Source organism: Acinetobacter tandoii DSM 14970 = CIP 107469 (assembly GCF_000400735.1).
Lineage (GTDB): Bacteria > Pseudomonadota > Gammaproteobacteria > Pseudomonadales > Moraxellaceae > Acinetobacter > Acinetobacter tandoii.
Genome location: NZ_KE007359.1, coordinates 93,271 through 112,566 on the forward strand (window position 1 = coordinate 93,271; position 19,296 = coordinate 112,566).

General features: G+C 43.3%; 16 protein-coding genes. 8 read left to right on the forward strand and 8 right to left on the reverse strand.

Annotation, left to right across the window (positions count from 1 at the left end):
• Positions 1–839: 839 nt before the first annotated feature.
• The 8 genes from alr to I593_RS00580 all read right to left on the reverse strand — a co-directional run bounded on the left by alr (position 840) and on the right by I593_RS00580 (position 11,468).
• Positions 840–2,066, reverse strand: a complete 1,227-nt coding sequence (gene alr / locus I593_RS00545) for an alanine racemase (protein ID WP_026441144.1) — start codon at positions 2,064–2,066, stop codon at positions 840–842.
• A 59-nt stretch (positions 2,067–2,125) separates the two neighbouring features.
• On the reverse strand, positions 2,126–3,625 hold the full coding sequence (locus tag I593_RS00550) for an amino acid permease (protein ID WP_016165644.1): 1,500 nt from the start codon (positions 3,623–3,625) through the stop codon (positions 2,126–2,128).
• A 401-nt stretch (positions 3,626–4,026) separates the two neighbouring features.
• Positions 4,027–5,004: a succinylglutamate desuccinylase gene (gene astE, locus I593_RS00555; RefSeq protein WP_016165645.1), complete on the reverse strand. Its 978-nt coding sequence runs from the start codon at positions 5,002–5,004 to the stop codon at positions 4,027–4,029.
• Positions 5,005–5,025: 21 nt separating this feature from the next.
• Positions 5,026–6,366: an N-succinylarginine dihydrolase gene (gene astB, locus I593_RS00560; protein ID WP_016165646.1), complete on the reverse strand. Its 1,341-nt coding sequence runs from the start codon at positions 6,364–6,366 to the stop codon at positions 5,026–5,028.
• Positions 6,367–6,390: 24 nt separating this feature from the next.
• Positions 6,391–7,860 carry a succinylglutamate-semialdehyde dehydrogenase gene (gene astD, locus I593_RS00565; RefSeq protein ID WP_016165647.1) on the reverse strand — a complete coding sequence of 490 codons (1,470 nt, stop codon included), beginning with the start codon at positions 7,858–7,860 and terminating at the stop codon, positions 6,391–6,393.
• Positions 7,861–7,865: 5 nt separating this feature from the next.
• A complete protein-coding gene (gene astA / locus I593_RS00570; protein ID WP_016165648.1) occupies positions 7,866–8,891 on the reverse strand; it encodes an arginine N-succinyltransferase in 1,026 nt (341 codons plus the stop codon).
• A 13-nt stretch (positions 8,892–8,904) separates the two neighbouring features.
• The gene (locus tag I593_RS00575; protein ID WP_016165649.1) at positions 8,905–10,122 is read right to left on the reverse strand and encodes a bifunctional succinylornithine transaminase/acetylornithine transaminase; all 1,218 of its coding nucleotides are present in this window, start codon (positions 10,120–10,122) and stop codon (positions 8,905–8,907) included.
• Between the two features lie 71 nt (positions 10,123–10,193).
• Positions 10,194–11,468: a Glu/Leu/Phe/Val family dehydrogenase gene (locus I593_RS00580; protein WP_171069563.1), complete on the reverse strand. Its 1,275-nt coding sequence runs from the start codon at positions 11,466–11,468 to the stop codon at positions 10,194–10,196.
• Between the two features lie 201 nt (positions 11,469–11,669).
• On the opposite strand from I593_RS00580, the gene I593_RS00585 reads away from it, so the two are divergent.
• The 8 genes from I593_RS00585 to glmS all read left to right on the forward strand — a co-directional run bounded on the left by I593_RS00585 (position 11,670) and on the right by glmS (position 19,145).
• Positions 11,670–12,092, forward strand: a complete 423-nt coding sequence (locus I593_RS00585) for an Lrp/AsnC family transcriptional regulator (RefSeq protein WP_016165651.1) — start codon at positions 11,670–11,672, stop codon at positions 12,090–12,092.
• Between the two features lie 325 nt (positions 12,093–12,417).
• Complete coding sequence (gene ribBA / locus I593_RS00590) at positions 12,418–13,539, forward strand: bifunctional 3,4-dihydroxy-2-butanone-4-phosphate synthase/GTP cyclohydrolase II (protein ID WP_016165652.1); 1,122 nt, start codon at positions 12,418–12,420, stop codon at positions 13,537–13,539.
• Between the two features lie 11 nt (positions 13,540–13,550).
• Entirely contained in the window at positions 13,551–14,021 is a 471-nt protein-coding gene (ribH, locus tag I593_RS00595) for a 6,7-dimethyl-8-ribityllumazine synthase (protein ID WP_016165653.1), read from the forward strand.
• A gap of 3 nt (positions 14,022–14,024) precedes the next feature.
• Positions 14,025–14,474: a transcription antitermination factor NusB gene (nusB, locus tag I593_RS00600; RefSeq protein ID WP_016165654.1), complete on the forward strand. Its 450-nt coding sequence runs from the start codon at positions 14,025–14,027 to the stop codon at positions 14,472–14,474.
• Between the two features lie 17 nt (positions 14,475–14,491).
• On the forward strand, positions 14,492–15,409 hold the full coding sequence (gene thiL, locus I593_RS00605) for a thiamine-phosphate kinase (protein WP_016165655.1): 918 nt from the start codon (positions 14,492–14,494) through the stop codon (positions 15,407–15,409).
• Positions 15,360–15,908: a phosphatidylglycerophosphatase A family protein gene (locus I593_RS00610; protein WP_042069148.1), complete on the forward strand. Its 549-nt coding sequence runs from the start codon at positions 15,360–15,362 to the stop codon at positions 15,906–15,908. The genes thiL and I593_RS00610 overlap by 50 nt, the downstream gene beginning before the upstream one ends.
• Positions 15,909–15,929: 21 nt before the next feature.
• On the forward strand, positions 15,930–17,294 hold the full coding sequence (gene glmU, locus I593_RS00615) for a bifunctional UDP-N-acetylglucosamine diphosphorylase/glucosamine-1-phosphate N-acetyltransferase GlmU (RefSeq protein WP_016165657.1): 1,365 nt from the start codon (positions 15,930–15,932) through the stop codon (positions 17,292–17,294).
• A 12-nt stretch (positions 17,295–17,306) separates the two neighbouring features.
• On the forward strand, positions 17,307–19,145 hold the full coding sequence (gene glmS, locus I593_RS00620; protein ID WP_016165658.1) for a glutamine--fructose-6-phosphate transaminase (isomerizing): 1,839 nt from the start codon (positions 17,307–17,309) through the stop codon (positions 19,143–19,145).
• Positions 19,146–19,296: the final 151 nt, after the last annotated feature.

The following is a 19,296-nucleotide window of genomic DNA, read 5'->3' on the forward strand; positions in this document are numbered from 1 at the left end:
TTGGAAAAAAAGAAGAATTTAAGAAAGTGCTAGCAATTTTAAGAAAGAAAAAGCCTGATAGGACAAGGATCCTATGAAATTTGTCGTGTACAGAGAAAACACTCTTAGATTAAGCATATGAATGTTGGTTATTATTGTTGATTATCAAAGTAAATTTAGTGACCAAAAATCAAAGTACCCTACCCCACCTTAAATTACGTCACACAAAATTAAAACTCTATATAACTGTTATATATAGAGTTTATTAACATACCAATTATGTAATTTAGTGTATTTTATGTCGGTGACTCTTGCCAAGGTTGGGGTCGCGAGTTCGAGTCTCGTTTCCCGCTCCAGATTCAAAAAAGCCCTAGTCAAATGATTAGGGCTTTTTTTATGGCTAAAATTTAAATCTGAATCATCCATCCATTTTCATTCAAGTAGCCCGCCAATTTTTTACAAAATTGATCTGATTCGCCAGCAATCTTCTAGAAAATTACCGATTCAAACGTTTACATCTAAATAGCCGTTTCGAGACCCTTAAAATCACTTTTGCATCACCTCAAAGCTCTGGGGTATAGCCACAATACGCACAAAAAAATAATCACCGTTAAAAATAGCCTAACATCTTGATCATAGAAGGTATTGGATGTCCAATTACAAGAATGCGAGTTCAAAGCTTAAATGGCATTTATGAATTTGATGTGTGCCCCAAAAGGTAAAGCCTCAACTGAGCATTAACGATCAATATTAAGCTGGATAGACAATCAATTGCCCCTCTACACAGCCATATAAAAATTACCCCACGCCTGAAAGTTCAGACATGGGGTAGTCATTTACATTAATGAATTATTGTCAACTTAGCGTACAGCAATTTTAGGATTAGAATTGCCCCACATCGTATATACATCTGCAAGCAGCGCACCATTGTATTCTTCTAAATCACTTTGCTTGACGCTTTCATTGCCTTGCTGACCAAACAACACCACTTCATCACTGGCACGAATGTCAGGAAAATCAGTGACATCGACCATGGTGGTATTCATTGACGTCCGCCCGACCACAGGAACTTTATGTCCACGAATCAACACATAGGCTTTATTACTAAAAGCGCGACGATAGCCATCTGAATAGCCCATCGGCAAGTTCGCCAATAAAGAATCACGTTTTAAAGTATAGGTTTGGTCATACCCGACAGTTGTACCTTTTAAATAAGCATTCACTGTTGTCACTTGGGTTTTAAACGTCATCAACTTTTTATATTCCACACGGTCAGGAATACTGTCACCATAAATCACACCACCAGCACGGACCATATCTAAATGTGACTCTGGCACGGTTAAAGTGGCAAATGAATTGGCGGTATGTAAGGTTAGCTCTTCACGTTTGAGTTTGGCTTTTTTAATGAGCCAGTTCGTTTGCTGGTTAAAGACCGCTAAACGTTCCCGTACATATTTTTCATCTTCTACCGCATAATGCGTCATGATGCCGACCAGTTTCAGATTGGGTAATTTGGTCATACGCAGGGCTTGCTGTTTACCTTGCTCGCTGTTTAGCTCTAAACCATTACGATCCATGCCGCCCGCATTTAAACCCAGATGGTAGGCAACTGTAATCCCTTGCTGTTTCGCCCAAGTAGAAATACGCTGCGCTTGCTCATAGTTTCCGAATAATTCTTCCATCTTGAGTGAAGCTGCATTTTGAATTTCCTGATCGGTGGCTGCACGCAATCTTAAAATACGACCTTGATAACCCGATTGGCGCACCATCGCGGCTTCGGCATTACTGGTAATGCCCACACAAGGTACATTTAACTTGATAATGCTCGGCATCAACAACTGAATTCCATGCCCATAAGCATCGGCTTTCATCACAGCACAAATTTGGCTCTTATCCTGCAATTGTTGCTGCAAGGTTTGAATATTTTGTTCAAAGGCTTGCACATTAATTTCAACCCACGCGTTGGCTTGAGGGGCCACAGCCTGTGTTGCTGAAATCTGTGATGTCAACATCGGTGCCGCCATCGCACTGCTCATATTCAGCAGCCCTGCCCCCAACATACACGCCCATAATGTTACTTTTTTCAAGACAAATCCCTCTTCGTCGTTATAAAAAAGAGAGGGTAAATACCCTCTCTCACTCTTCATTAATTATTTTCTGATAGTTCATCATGATCAATGCGACGACCATGCTCTAAAATCCAAGTGCGCTCGCTATCTTGACGTTGACGACGCTTATAAGCAATCCATAAGCCGATAAACCAAAGTGGTGAAACAAACAGTGAAATACGCGTATCATGATCGAGACATAGAATCGCAACCACAAACACCATAAAGGCGATCCCAAACCAGCTCATAAAAATACCCGCAGGCATTTTATAAATAGATTGCGCGTGCAAGTCAGGACGCTTTTTACGATAAGCCAAATACGATGCCAGAATCATACCAAAGGCAAATACAGTCAAAATTGAGGTCAATGCTGTCACAATATTAAATGCAGACATGACATTTGGTGTAACGAACAGAATCAACGTACCGATAAATACACAAATCATAGAACACAACAGTGCTTGTACAGGCACTTTACCTTTAGATAAGGTTTTAAAGCGCTGCGGCGCATCTTTCTCAACCGCCAAACCATACAACATACGGCTGGTGGCGAAGATACCACTGTTTGCAGAAGACATTGCCGAAGTCACGACCACGAAGTTCACCACAGCAGCAGCAGCTGTAAGTCCGACCAATTGGAACATGGCCACAAATGGACTTTTGCCTGGATCAACGTGCTGCCATGAGGTTACGGAAATGATGACCAACAAGGCACCCACATAAAACAATAGAATTCGCCAAGGAATTGAATTAATGGCTTTAGGTAATGATTTTTCTGGGTTTTTGGTTTCTGCAGCAGTTGTACCGACCAACTCAATACCCAAGAAAGCAAACACTGCCATTTGGAAACCCGCCAAGAAACCTGTCACACCATGCGGTAAAAATGCATCAGGATCGGTGATATGTGAGAACGATGCCTTGACTCCATTTGGCGACACGAAGCCCATAACCACCAAGCTCACACCCAAGATTAAAAAAGCAACAATTGCCACAATCTTGATCATGGCAAACCAAAACTCAGTTTCACCAAACATTTTCACCGTAAGTAAGTTTAGTACCGTCAAAACAGTGATCGTGGCCAAAGCAGGCAACCATACGGGTAAATCGGGATACCAGAACTGCATATAACCGCCAATCGCGATAATATCGGCAATCGCAGTAATGATCCAACTGAGCCAGTAGGTCCAGCCCAAAAAGTAGCCTGCCCAAGGACCTAAATAATCCGTAGCAAAATCTACAAATGACTTATAATTGGTGTTGGAAAGCAGTAACTCTCCCATGGCACGCATGACAAAAAACAGGACAAAGCCAACGATCATATAAGTCAAAATGACTGAGGTTCCAGAATTGGCAATGGTTTGCCCCGAACCCATAAATAGACCTGTTCCGATAGCTCCGCCAATCGCAATCATTTGAATATGGCGATTGCTGAGAGAACGATCGAGTTGTTCTTCTGCAGCTGAATCGTAATGATGTCCACCCAGTAAATCACCCTCTAGGGTTTCTTTCGACCTATTGAACTTATTTCCATTCATCATGTTTATTACTCCAATTTACACCTCAAAGAGGTGCAAATACGGGACAGATATAAAATTTTTCCTTATTTAATATCCATCCAAAATTAAGCTAAATATTATCTTTCAATAATATTAATTTTATTATTTAACCGAATTTATAAAATAAAAATAGCGACCAAATAATCACAACACAGATTGCAAAACCTATACCAATTTTATTAATTTAACATTAAAAAATAATAGCTTAATAAAAACATGACGCGAATTTATCCACTGATTATAAGCGAACTCATAATCACTGGACGTAAATATTGCATTAATATTTTTTACAATATCCATATATTCAATTCCATTGAAAATCAATTTAACGATTTAAATTCTATAAATCACCATCATCACATTTAATAAATCGAGACGAATAATCACGAGCGAAGCTCAGTTAATATCAAGCCTGCTCTTAACCCTTTTTTCACTTGAGTATTTGGAAATAAAATCCAGACCTGTTCTGGTGCAATCACATAAGGTTTACCCTGTTGCAGGGCAATCACTGCATCTGATTGGAACATTGAGAAATTGGGCGCAGAATCGGCAAGGTTGAGCTGAAAGTCATCTTCAGTTTTGATAATCGAATCGACAACACGAAAGTTTTTAATTGCTGACTTTTGGCGTGCAGGTAAAGCTTGTTCTGTCACCACCGAACGTAACACTTGATTAATCGCGCTAAATGCCGATAAATCATTTTGACCAAAAGGCTTGGCATGTCCAAGTTCAAGGGTTGAACTCGCTGCCTGAAATCTTGAACTGGTATAGTGCGTGAAGGTGCGACCTGCTGCATTATGGTATACCAAGGCATCCAGTTCTGCAGCACTTAAACACGCCAACATGACCGCATCATAGCCATGAGTTTGATAAGGAAACAAAGCAAAAGTCGGGAGCAAAGACAGACGGATCGCTGTGTGCAAATCATAGTGATAGCGTTTGACTTGTGCAGGGCAAGATTGAAAGAAATCTGCCACCAACTGCTCTAGCTCAGCCACTCGCTTTGCTTCAAAGGTTTCGGAAAATTGCTGATGTGCACCACAAAACATCCGATTCATATCATTTTCAACATAGCGTTGACCTGAACGAATCGCGACAGGGTTGCCCAAAATCAATATTAATTTGACCTTGAGCTGTAACACACCTGCAAAAATATCCTGACTGAGCTGCGCCAATAACTCGATTGGCGCAGTTTCATTGCCATGTACACCCGCAGAAAGCACGATGGCTTTTTCATAAGCCTGCTTTGGAGTAAAAGATAAAACCCCTTCAGCTAACCATTCCCAACGAAAATCATGCTGTTCGCCCTGCGATACAGTTGGGATACGTTGTGCTAAAACATCACCTAGAAAATCTATCATTTGCTTTCCCTGCACGATTACTTAACGTTGGAAGTGATATACCGAACCCAAGCCCAAAATTTGCGTCAATTCATCTAACGCAGTACGGCTTTCAATCAATAATTGTGGATCGGCCAAATCTTGCTGTGCCAACTGATCACGATAGTACTGATCTACCCACGTGTTTAAACGGGTAAACAAGGCATCATTCATAAACAGATTCGGATTAATCGCGTTAAGTTCTGCTTCATTCACGGCAACACGCAAACGTAAACATGCAGGACCGCCACCGTTACGCATACTTTCACGTAAATCGAAAACTTTGATGTCATCAATTGGGGTACCCATTTGAATCATGTCGTTCAAGTAGCTCCATACCGCTTGGTTTTGACGCGATTCTTCAGGCACTACAATGCTCATACCGCCATCGGCACGTGTGAGTAATTGACTATTGAATAAATAGGTATTCACTGCATCTTTCACTGAAACACGCTGATCAGGTACTTCAATGGACACAAACTCTTGACCCAAACGCGCCATTTTTTCACGAATTTCGGCCAAAGCTTCCGTTTGGTTCAAAAAGGCATGTTGATGATGAAACAAGACGTTTTGGTTACTCACCGCAATCACATCGTTGTGGAAGACCCCTTGGTCAATCACATCGGGATGCTGCTGCACAAAAACGGTTTGTTCAGCTTTCAATTGATGTAAACGTGCAACAGCTTCACTCGCCTCACGTGACTGACGCGCAGGATAATGTTTCGGACCAATACCACCGCCGAGGAACTGCTGACCATAAACGAACACTTGTACGCTGGCTTGATCATAAGCACCGCCTAAACGGTTATGGTTCGCCGCGCCTTCATCACCGAACAATGCCACGGGTGGTAGTGCTTCGTGATGCGCAAAGTGGCGCTCATCGTTAAACATGGCTGCCATAACACGCGAGGTCGTTTCATGTTCAATCGAGCGGTGGAATTTGTTGTTCAAGTTTGCCGCTGTAAAATGCACACGACCATCTGCACTGTCTGCCGACGGTGAAACCGTTGCCGCATTGGCTGTCCACATGCACGATGCAGAACTCAAAGCGGATAACAATGCAGGCGAAGTCCGCATCGCTTGTTCAATCACGCTATGGTCATCCCCACAGAAACCCAATTTGCGCAAAGTTGGCACATGTGGGCGTTCTTGCGGAGCAAATACACCTTGCTTTAAGCCCATGTCGGCCAAAGCTTTCATCTTTAACAGACCTTGCTTAGCAGCCAACTTCGGATTCGATAGATTATTACGGTTTTTGGTCGAAGCTTCGTTTCCAAAAGACAATCCTGCATAGTGATGCGTTGGACCGACTAAACCATCAAAATTAATTTCATAGCCTGACATTTCTAAACTCCCTTTTCTGTCGACTTACAGCACAATGCCTGGCGATAATTTTTCAGGTAGGCTTACCTGTTGACTTTCTAGTGATGCCATTGGCCATGCGCAATAATCTGCCGCATAGAAGGCACTGGCACGATGATTCCCTGATGCACCAACACCACCAAATGGCGCGGCACTTGAAGCGCCTGTTAATGGTTTATTCCAGTTCACAATGCCTGCACGCGCTTCAATCAATAAACGCTCGAACAGTTCACGATCTGGTGAAACTAAACCTACTGACAAGCCAAAGCGTGTTGCATTGGCAAGCGCTAAAGCTTCATCAAAATGGTCATAACGATAGATACAACTCAATGGACCAAAATATTCTTCATCTGGCACATTATTGACGTTTGTGACCTCTAAAAGACCTGGGCTTAACAAGCTACTATTTGGATCAGTTTGAGTCACAGGCAATAACACCTCAGCACCCAAATCCACCAAACGTTGTTGCGCTTGTAAAATTTGCTGTGCAGCATGCAATGAAATCACACCACCCATGAATGGTTGTGGCTGTGCATCCCACTGACCCACCACCAAGTTACGGCTCACTTCAACCAAACGTTGAATGAAAGCATCACCTACAGCACCATTTTTGATAATCAAACGGCGCGCACAGGTACAGCGCTGACCTGCGGAAATAAAGGCAGATTGAATGGTTAAATTCACCACTGCATCAATATCAGTAATTTCATCGATAATTAATGCGTTGTTCCCCCCCATTTCTAGAGCGAGAATTTTTTCTGGAGCACCCGCTAATTGTTTATGCAAGTGGTAACCCGTATTGGCACTGCCCGTGAACAGCAAGCCGTCAATCTCATGTGATTGCGCCAAGGCTTCACCAGTACTGCGACCACCTTGTACCAAGTTCAAGACACCCGCAGGTAAACCTGCTTCATGCCACAACTTCACAGTTTCTTCTGCTGTCCACGGCGTGAGTTCACTTGGTTTAAAAACAATGGTGTTGCCCGCGATTAAGGCTGGAACAATGTGACCATTCGGCAAATGACCTGGGAAATTATATGGGCCAAATACAGCCAATACCCCATGTGGACGGTGACGCAAAGAGGCTGCACCATCGGCCATTTCCGTTACGCTTTCGCCTGTACGTTCATGGTAAGCACGAATCGAAATGGCCACTTTAGCAATCATCGATTGAACTTCGGTTAAGGTTTCCCAAATCGGCTTGCTGGTTTCACGGCTAATAACTGTCGCTAACTGTTGTTTATTTTGTTCTAGCAAGCTTGCAAATCGATGAATCACCTCAATACGCTCTGCAAGTGGACGACGTGCCCAAGCAGCAAAGGCAGTACGTGCTGACTGACATGCTTGTTCCACTTGTTCAGCCGTAGCTTCTGCACCTTGCCAAATCACTTCTTGAGAAACTGGATCAAGTTTGTTCCATGCTGCACCCTGCGCTGGAGACCATGTCCCATTAATAAATAAATTCCCTTGTGACATTATTTTTACTCCATCTTGTCTAAAGGCAACATACGAATACTTTGCCCCGCTTGTACGCCAAGCGCATAGGCTTGTTCAGCCGTTAAACTTAAGTTGTCTGCATCCGCAGCATGTTGAATTAAAATTGCGCGATAATCGTGATAACGGTCATTCGCCACCAAATAACGACCTGTCGCTTCTGGCAAACTGCTCACGATTTTCACAGCACAGGTCTGGCTTTCCTTGACTGCACGTAAGTTTTTCACTTCAGCTTCGAGGGTTGGCCCTGCATCAAAAATATCGACATACCCTTGATAACGCAGACCTTCCGACTCTAAAACACGAGAAGCTGGAACGGTCTGAGGATGAACTTGCGCAATCACTTGCTGTGCTGCCAATGGCAATAAATCGGTATACACAGGGAAGCGTGGCATTAATTCCGCAATAAAGACTTTTTGCCCAATACCACTCAAGTAATCCGCCGTGGAGAAATCCATATTGAAAAAGTGATAGCCCAAGGCATCCCAAAATGGTGATCGACCATTTTCATCAGAATAACCACGCATTTCTGCAATCAGGGTATTTTGAAATGCCTGCTGAAATGCTGCGATAAATAGAAAACGGATTTTAGAAAGCAATTTACCATTTTGATCTTTACGGTATTCAGGATCTAAAAACAGCGTACACAGCTCACTACATCCTGTATGGTCATTGCTTAAAAATAGGGTGTTTAAGGCCTTATAAACATTCAGAGCTTGTGAAGCATGAACTTGTTTGCCCACATGAAAGTTATAAAATGGTTCCGTCAAACCCACTGCAACTTCAATCGCACTCACGCCAACCACGCGCTGCAACTGGGTATCTTCTAAAACAAATAAATAACCTTGCTCATTTGGCGCCGCCTGACCTTGTAAGGTCTTTTGTGTGCGGGCAATTCGAGCCAATAAGATGTCTTTATTTTGGGGTAAAGAAGTCAGACCTACGCCCGACTTCCCCGCCAGAATGAAGATATCATCTAAGTCTCGATGCTCTGCATGTCTAACAATCATCATCAGCGGTGACCTATCACGCGCCAACAAAACGTGCGAGCGCACGCTCAAAACGTTGTAAACCTGCTTCAATATCCGCTTCTGGAATAATTAAAGATGGCGTGAAACGCACGACATTTGGACCTGCAACCAAGGCCAAGAGGCCTTCTTCACCAGCAAGGGTGACGATATCTTTAGCTTTACCTGCATATTCTGCTTTGAGTACACAGCCAATCAATAAACCTTGACCGCGAACTTCTTCAAACAAACCAAAACGTTCATTCAAACGCTTCAAACCTTCAGCAAAGATTTGCGCACGAGTACGTACACCATTCAATACTTCAGGGGTGTTGATAAAGCCAAACACTGCATTTGCCACAGCAGATGCCAATGGATTACCGCCATACGTCGTGCCGTGATCTCCCACTGCATACATATTCGCGTATTTATCTGTGGTAATCATGGCACCAATTGGGAAACCACCACCGAGTGCTTTGGCTGTGGTTAAAATGTCTGGCGTCACTTCAGTGTTCATATAGGCATATAGCGCCCCTGTACGACCTACACCTGTTTGCACTTCATCAAAAATTAATACTGCACCGTGTTGATCACACAGCTCACGTAAACCTTTTAAAAATTCAGGATCAGCAGTAATGACCCCACCTTCACCTTGAATCGGTTCAACAATCACTGCGCAAGTGTCGGCATCAATCGCTGCACGGGCTGCGTCCAAATCATTAAATGGCAGATGCTGAATACCTTCTGGTAAAGGAGCAAAATCTTGCGAATATTTCGGTTGACCACCTGCCGAAACGGTAAATAAGGTACGACCGTGGAAGGCATTTTTAAATGCAATAATCTTGTTCTTGCGCGCAGAGCCTGAAAGTAGGCCCACTTTGCGTGCAAGTTTCAAAGCCGCTTCGTTGGCTTCTGCACCAGAGTTACAGAAGAACACTTTATCGGCGAAGGTACTTTCAACCAATTGTTTTGCTAGAGTAAGTACAGGTTCATTGGTATAACCATTACCGATATGCCATAACTTTTGACCTTGTTCGACTAAGGCTTTGACTGCAACTGGATGTGCATGTCCAAGCGCATTCACCGCAATGCCACCTGCAAAATCAATATATTCTTTACCTTGCTGATCCCACAAACGAGAACCTTCGCCACGCACAGGAATAAATTGAGCAGGTGCAAAAACAGGCACCATATACTGATTAAAATCTTGGCGATTCGGTTGGCTGTTCTGGTTCATGGTCTGTTCTTCCTTAATAAATCTGATGTTTTTCTTACTTGAATGTGCCCCGAAGGGCACGAAACTTCCCCTTAACCTGGGAAAATTCCTCGTTCTTTACGTGCTTTCAAAATACGCTCACAAGCCAAAATGTACGCTGCAGTACGCAAGCTACAATCTTTGTCATCTGCTGTATGCCAAACATCTTCAACCGCTTTAATCATGAGCTTATCTAAGCGCTCATTAATTTCTTCTTCGGTCCAGAAGTAACTTGCCATGTCTTGAACCCACTCAAAGTAACTCACGGTTACACCGCCAGCATTACAGAGCACATCTGGAACAATCATGATTTGACGTTGTAAAAGAATATCTTCTGCTTCTGGATAAGTTGGACCGTTCGCACCTTCCAAGACCAATTTCGCAGTCAATTTTTGCGCACGCTCAGGAGTAATCTGACCTTCTAAAGCAGCAGGGATTAAAATATCCATCTCTACTGTCCAGAACGCTTCATCTTCGATTAACGTTGCGTCAGGGAAGCCTGCGACACCTTTATGAATCGCAACGTAGTCTTGCAATTGCTTAACATCAAAACCATCTGCATTGAAAATTGTGCCTGTGTGGTCTTGCACACATACTACTTTTGCATTGGCTTTATGGAATAAATATGCAGCTTCGCTACCCACGTTACCAAAGCCCTGAACTGCAATACGACTGCCTTCAAGTGTTAAGTTAATTTTCTTGGCAACTTCTAAACCTGTCACGAACACACCGCGACCTGTTGCACGTACACGACCTAATGAACCACCCAAATGTACAGGTTTACCCGTCACTACACCTGTGACAGTATGACCCTTAATTGTGGAATAGGTATCCATCATCCAACCCATAATGTCTGCATTAGTACCCACATCTGGCGCTGGAATATCGATTTGTGGGCCAATGATTGGGCTAATTTCAGTGGTAAAACGACGCGTTAAGCGTTCAAGTTCACGTGGTGACAATTTACGCGGGTCTACTCGAATACCGCCTTTTGCACCACCATACGGTAAGTTCAATACCGCAGTTTTAATGGTCATCCATGCTGAGAGGGCCATGACCTCATTCAGTTCTACATCTGGATGGTAACGAATACCGCCCTTACCTGGTCCACGCGACAAATTGTGTTGTACACGGTAACCTTCGAAATGCTGAATAGAACCGTCGTCCATTACAATAGGCACATCAACAATGAGCGCACGCTTTGGACGCTTTAAAGTATTGATAAATGGGATTAAGTCTTCTTCAAGATAAGGGGCTACACGGTTAATCTGAGCAAGGTAGGTTTGCCATGCACCACTATTTTCCATTTCATATGACAAAGACATTATTTTATCCTCTGAGAATTTAATTGAGCTAATCCATTCAAAATAGGAAACACCCCATCTATTGGACACCGCCTCAGCTCGGTGTTGTTCCAACTGGAGTGTTACCTAATACGCATAGTATGAAAAATCAAAACGACTCTAAAAAGTTGTAATTTTGATAAAAATGCAATAAATTTTATCAAAATGATAATCATGGAAATCAAAATGAATGATACTGACAGCCAAATTCTAGGTTTGCTGCGTGACAACGCCCGTATGTCAATTACCGACATTTCCCAAAAAGTGCGCGTTTCCCGAAATACTGTGCAGAAACGAATCGAATATTTAGAATCGAGTGGCATCATTACGGGCTATACCGTTCGCTTAAAACCTGGCAGTGAGAAGAACACCATTCGTGCTTGGATGAATATTATGGTAGAAGGCACCAAAACCAGTGCGGTCGTAAAAGAATTAAGAATCGACCCTTCTGTACATACGCTGCATACCACCAATGGTAAATGGGATTTATTGGTTGAGCTGAAATCGGACAGTTTGGAAAGTTTTGATAAAAACTTAGAGCGTATTCGAACCATTTCGGGCATTTATAATACTGAAACCAGTATTTTGCTTTCGACTTATAAAGCATAAGCAATTCACTTATCGTGATTTTAAGTGAGAAACCCGCATACTCTTAGAAATCAAACCATCCTGATCAATACGGCCTGATTTGACTAAAATGCACAGTTCGACCCCGTTTTCTAGGAAATTTGAGCCGATTTTGACCCCATGAGTTTAATCGATTGCTCATTTTTAAAAGGGACAACTCTTTTAAAGTCTTGCGTGGCTGTGTATAACAATCGACGTACAGAAAAGTAAAAGCATAGGCAAACTATCTAAAAAAGCGTTAGACTATGCCACAATCAAAAATGCAAAGACTTTGGTCATTTGCAGACGAATAGAAAGGTGAAGATTGATGCCGCTCAATACCGTTGAAGAGCTCGTAGCAGATATCCGTGCAGGGAAAATGGTCATCCTGATGGATGATGAAGACCGTGAAAATGAAGGTGACTTGGTCATTGCCGCGACACACGTCCGCCCAGAAGACATTAACTTCATGATTACTCATGCGCGTGGTTTGGTGTGCTTAACTTTAAGCCGTGAGCGTTGCCAGCAATTGAATTTACCATTAATGGTCGATGCCAATGGTGCACAACATGCCACCAACTTCACCTTATCCATTGAAGCAGCCGAAGGGATTACCACAGGTATTTCCGCCGCTGAACGTGCTCATACCATTCAAACAGCGGTTGCGGCACATGCCAAGCCTAGCGATATCGTACAGCCTGGACATATCTTTCCATTGATGGCGCAACCTGGTGGTGTACTGCACCGTGCAGGACATACTGAAGCAGGCTGTGACCTTGCACGCATTGCTGGCCTAGAACCTGCTTCTGTAATTTGTGAAATTATCAAAGAAGACGGCACCATGGCCCGTCGCCCAGATTTAGAAATTTTCGCTGAAAAGCATGGCCTAAAAATGGGAACCATTGCTGACCTCATCCATTACCGCATGACCAATGAACAAACAGTCGAGCGTTTAGGTCAAGAAAGCATCGATACTGAATACGGTACATTTGAACTGTTCCGTTACCGTGAAATTGGCAATCCAGATATTCATTTGGCTTTGGTCAAAGGTGAGCCAAAAGATGGCATCACTACGGTTCGCGTACATGGTTTTAATCCGACACGTGACTTGCTCAAATTGAACAAGCAAGATGGCGAACCGGCGTGGAACTTAGACCGTGCCTTAAAAGAAATTGCACAAAGTGATCGTGGTGTACTGGTTTGGATTGGTCAACGTCATCTACAAGATCTAGGCCCTGCCCTCGACAGCCTAACTGCACCAAAGAAAACCAAATCTAGTGCAGCTTTGTCTCAGCAATATCAAACGATTGGTGTAGGCGCACAAATTTTACGTGATTTAGGCATTGAAAAAATGAAGCTGCTTAGTTCGCCGCTACGTTTCAACGCATTATCAGGTTTTAATCTTGAAGTGGTGGAATATGTCACCGCTCAACAAACATTAACGAAATAATCGAGGTTGCTATGGCGATTCGCCGAATTGAAGGTTTATTACATCTCGCGAGCGAAGGCCGTTACGCGATTTTAGTTGGTCGTTTCAATAGCTTTGTGGTTGAACACTTGCTAGAAGGTGCAATTGATACATTGAAACGTCATGGTGTATCAGAGGATAATATCACTGTTGTTCATGCACCAGGCGCTTGGGAACTTCCAGTGGTTGCAAAAAAACTGGCTGCTTCTGATCGCTTTGATGCCATCATCGCGCTTGGCGCTGTGATTCGTGGTAGTACGCCTCACTTTGACTTTGTTGCAGGTGAATGTGCCAAAGGTTTAGGCGTAGTTGGCTTAGACACGGGTTTACCAGTGATTAACGGTGTATTGACTACGGACAGCATTGAACAAGCGATTGAACGCTCTGGAACAAAAGCAGGTAATAAAGGTAGCGAAGCTGCTCTTACTGCAATTGAAATGGTTAACTTGTTAAAGGCTATTTAAAGCATGTCGCAAACACTTCAAGCCGCTTATGCTGCAAAACGTAAAGCACGTCGTTTTGCTGTACAAGGCATTTATGAATGGCAAATGAGCCGCAACCCAGTGCATGAAATTGAAGCACGTACGCGTGTTGAAAATGCCATGCATAAAGTGGACCTAAGCTATTATCATGAATTGCTGACTCAAGTGGTTGCCAATCATGAAGCTTTGGATGCGCTTCTTATTCCTGTGCTAGATCGCCAAATCGAAGCTCTAGACGGTGTTGAACTTGCAACATTACGTTTAGGCGCTTACGAATTGAAAGAACATCTTGAAATCCCGTATCGCGTGGTTTTAGATGAAGCGATTGAACTTGCCAAACACTTTGGTGGTGCTGACAGTCATAAATACATCAATGGTGTATTAGACCGTTTAGCTAACAGCCTTCGTGCAGCAGAAAAGCAACAAGCACAATAAGACGTGTAGTAAGTAATATGGCTGAGTTTTCTATCATTGAAACCTATTTTAATCGACAGAAGCATACTTCAGTCGACTTAGGGGTCGGAGATGACTCAGCCGTACTTACCCCGCCTCCGCAGCAACAATTGGTGATCTGCACAGACACCTTGATTGCAGGACGACATTTTCCTCTCGATACTCCTCCCCATGCCATTGGCTGGAAATCTGTTGCCGTGAATCTTTCCGATATTGCAGCAATGGGCGCCAAACCGCAGAGTATCTTATTGGCATTGAGCCTACCCCAAATTGATCATGACTGGCTGAAAGACTTTAGTCAGGGACTTTACGATTGTTGCGATCAATTTGGCGTGAGTTTAATTGGTGGTGATACGACCCAAAGCCCTCACCTCACCATTTCCGTCACCGCCCTCGGTTGGGTAGATATGGGGCAAGCGGTAAAACGCTCAGGTGCTCAAGTCGGTGATTACGTTTGTGTCAGCGGTCAGGTCGGTGATGCGGCCTTTGGCCTTCAACATCCAAATCACACCTTAAAGCACCGTTTAGATTATCCAACACCACGTTGCCAACTTGGACAGCAGTTAAAAGGCTTAGCTTCTGCCATGATTGATGTGTCGGATGGGCTGGCACAGGATCTTGGACATATTCTTAAAGCATCACAGGTCGGTGCTCGACTACAATTGGAACAACTCCCGATCAATGTCAGTCTGCAACATTTAACACAAGTACAACAATGGCAATACGCACTCGCAGGTGGTGATGACTACGAGTTATGTTTTACAATAAGCCCGCAAAATTACCAACAACTTTTGCAACAACAATTAGATGTAAAAATTACGGTGATTGGAACTATTACAACATCTACTGGGCTTACATTTGAAAAAGATGGCAAAGATCATCCGCTTCAATTTCAAGGGTATCAACACTTTGCATAAACCTCCAATTCAGTTTAACCAGATGTCTTGGTCGAACCGCTGTATTGTATTTTGCGGTGTCGGTTTTGGCTCTGGTTTATTACCCAAAGCACCAGGCACATTTGGTTCAGCTTTTGCCCTGCTTTTTATTCCATTGTGGTTGAATTTAGGCTTTATCAACTCCATATACGCCATCATCTTCATGTCGCTGATCGGCATCTATATTTGCGGTCAAACCGCCAAAGTGATGGGTGTACATGACGATGGACGCATTGTCTGGGATGAGTTTGCAGGCCAATCCATTACCTTGTTACCGTTGATTTATTTCGGACAAATGAGTGTCTTCTCTGCATTGATTGGTTTTTTGCTGTTTCGCCTGTTTGATGTATGGAAGCCATGGCCCATTCGCGTCATTGACCGCCAAGTCCACGGCGGATTTGGCATTATGCTCGATGACATTATTGCGGGGCTTTGGGCAGCGCTCTGTATTTTTATATACCTCAATATTTCTCTGGCTTAGCGCCAGCTTGTAAGGTGTGTTATGACAACTTCTGTGATTATTCTTGCTGCAGGTAAGGGAACCCGAATGCGTTCCCAGCTCCCCAAAGTGTTACAACCCTTAGCAGGACGCCCCTTACTTGGACATGTGATTGACACAGCAAAGCAACTCCATGCTGAGCACATCATCACCATTTATGGACATGGTGGCGAACAAGTGCAACAGCACTTTAACCATGAACAAATACAATGGGTCGAACAAGCAGAACAACTGGGTACTGGTCATGCTGTTCAAATGACTTTACCTGTACTACCTCAAGATGGCATCTCACTGATTTTGTCTGGTGATGTACCCTGTATTACCCCCGCAACATTACAAAAACTACTTGATGCTTCACGTGGAACAGGGATTGGTCTCGTGACCTTAACCCTTGAGGATGCCACAGGCTATGGTCGCATTGTACGTGAAAATGGGAAAATTCAAGCGATCGTTGAGCATAAAGATGCCAACGAACAGCAACGTCAGATTCGTGAAATCAATACAGGCATCTATTGCGTGAGTAATGCCAAGTTACATCAATGGCTACCACAGCTCACCAACAACAATGCTCAGGGTGAATATTACCTTACCGACATCGTGGCGATGGCACTGGCCGATGGTCTTGAGGTCGCTTCAGTTGAACCTGAGATGAGCTTTGAAGTTGAAGGTGTGAATGACCGTATTCAACTTGCAGCATTAGAACGCCAATTTCAAAACTTCCAAGCTAAACAATTGATGCAACAAGGTGTGCATTTGATTGACCCGAGTCGTTTCGATTTACGTGGCAAGCTTAAAGTTGGCCAAGATGTACGTATTGATATTAACGTGATTATTGAAGGTGATTGCGAACTGGGTGATAGGGTTGAAATTGGTGCAGGTTGTGTGATTAAAAACACCAAAATCGCTGCTGGCACCAAAGTGCAACCGTATAGCATTTTCGATCAAGCCATTGTCGGTGAAGACACCCAAATTGGACCTTTTGCACGTTTACGTCCAGGTGCAAAACTCGCCAATGAAGTCCATATTGGGAATTTTGTTGAAGTGAAAAACTCAAGCATCGGTCTGGGTTCTAAAGCCAATCATTTTACTTATTTAGGCGATGCCGAAATTGGTGAAAATTCAAATATTGGTGCAGGAACCATTACCTGTAATTATGACGGTGCCAACAAATTCAAAACCATTATTGGTGACGCGGCCTTTATTGGCTCGAACAGTTCACTGGTCGCCCCTGTACGCATTGGCCATGGTGCCACTGTCGGGGCAGGTTCGGTAATTACCCGTGATGTTGAAGATCACAACTTAGCCTTTGAACGTTCAAAGCAGATAGTCAAAGAAAACTATCAACGTCCACAAAAATTGAAGAAATAAGAGGATATTCCTATGTGTGGTATTGTCGGTGGCGTTGCAGAACGTAGTATTACCAATATTTTAATTGAAGGTTTAAAGCGACTGGAATATCGTGGCTATGATTCGGCAGGCTTAGCGCTGGTGAGTCAAGATGCTATTTTACGTGAACGTCGTGTCGGTAAAGTTGCCAATCTTGAACAAGCCGTGAATGAATCACTGGTCACAGGTTCACTTGGGATTGCACATACTCGTTGGGCAACCCATGGTAAACCAACCGAAAATAATGCTCATCCACATGTCTCGGGTCATGTTGCCGTCGTACATAACGGGATTATCGAGAACTATCAAGAGCTGAAAGATGATCTTGAAGCCCTGGGTTATGTATTTACCTCGCAAACCGATACTGAGGTTGTCGCGCATCTGGTACATGACGCCTTAAAATCAACCTCTAGCCTGTTAGAAGCTGTACAAAGTGTAGTACCACAGCTTAAAGGTGCATATGCACTGGGAATTATTCACACAGATTATCCTGATGAACTGATTACGGTGCGTGAAGGCTCACCACTTGTGATTGGCGTGGGTATTGGTGAAAACTTTATTAGCTCGGATCAATTGGCTTTATTGCCGATTACCAACCGCTTTATTTACCTTGAAGAAGGTGACATTGCTCGTTTAACGCGTGACAAGATTGAAGTATTTGTAAATGGGCAATTGGTCAATCGTCCAGTGAAAGAACTGGATGCAACGGTCAGCAATGCATCAAAAGGTGAATTCAAGCATTACATGCTGAAAGAAATTTACGAACAACCTGAAGCGTTGCAACAAACCATTTCTCAAGCTTTAGATGGTAATGCTTTGCGTGCTGATTTCTTAAAGCAAGCAGAAGCGGATTTTGCGAACATCCAACAAGTACAAATTCTAGCTTGTGGGACCAGCTACCACGCCGGCATGATTGCCAAATACTGGTTTGAACAACTGATTGATGTACCATGTCAGGTTGAAATTGCCAGCGAATTCCGCTATCGCACTCCTGTCATTGTGAATAACACGCTTTACTTATGTATTTCGCAATCGGGTGAAACTGCGGATACCTTAGCTGCACTGCGTGATACCCAAAAGCGTGCTGTATCAAAGAATATCAATATTGTGACTATGGCAATTTGTAATGTGGCCACTTCATCGATGATTCGTGAAACCAACCACAGTTTATTGACCTTGGCAGGCCCTGAAATTGGCGTAGCATCAACCAAAGCCTTTACCACGCAATTGGCCGCATTGATGTTACTGATTTTAAAAATTGGTCAAATCAAACAAACCATTTCAGAACATCAAATTCAAAGCATTGCAGCAGAGTTATGGCACTTACCTAAGGTTATTTTAGATACTTTGCAAAATAACGCAGCTATTTTGCGACTTTCAGAATTGTTTGTGGAAAAACAACACTGCTTATTCCTTGGTCGTGGCACACATTTCCCGATTGCCTTGGAAGGTGCATTGAAACTGAAGGAAATTTCCTATATTCATGCTGAAGGTTATGCTGCGGGCGAACTCAAACATGGGCCGTTGGCTTTGGTCGATAATGATATGCCTGTGGTTATTCTTGCTCCACAAGATGACATGTTGGATAAACTCAAATCTAACATGGAAGAAGTTCAAGCACGTGGGGGCGAATTGTTTGTCTTTGCGGATGAACATAGTGGCATTCACAATAAAGATCGCCAACACGTAGTGAGTGTACCAAGTATTAGTGCGACTTTAGCACCAATCGTGTATAGCGTCCCTGTACAGCTACTGTCTTATCATGTCGCAGTATTGCGTGGTACTGATGTAGACCAGCCTCGAAACTTGGCCAAGAGTGTTACTGTCGAATAAAAATAAAGGCTCGAATTTCGAGCCTGTATTTAGGTAATAAAGTATCATCCTAGGTAATATAGTTTCATCTTTAGAAATAAAGTATCATCCTATATTGATTAAATAATAATCGCCCGCTATTCTAAATAAATGAAGAATAGCGGGCGATTTG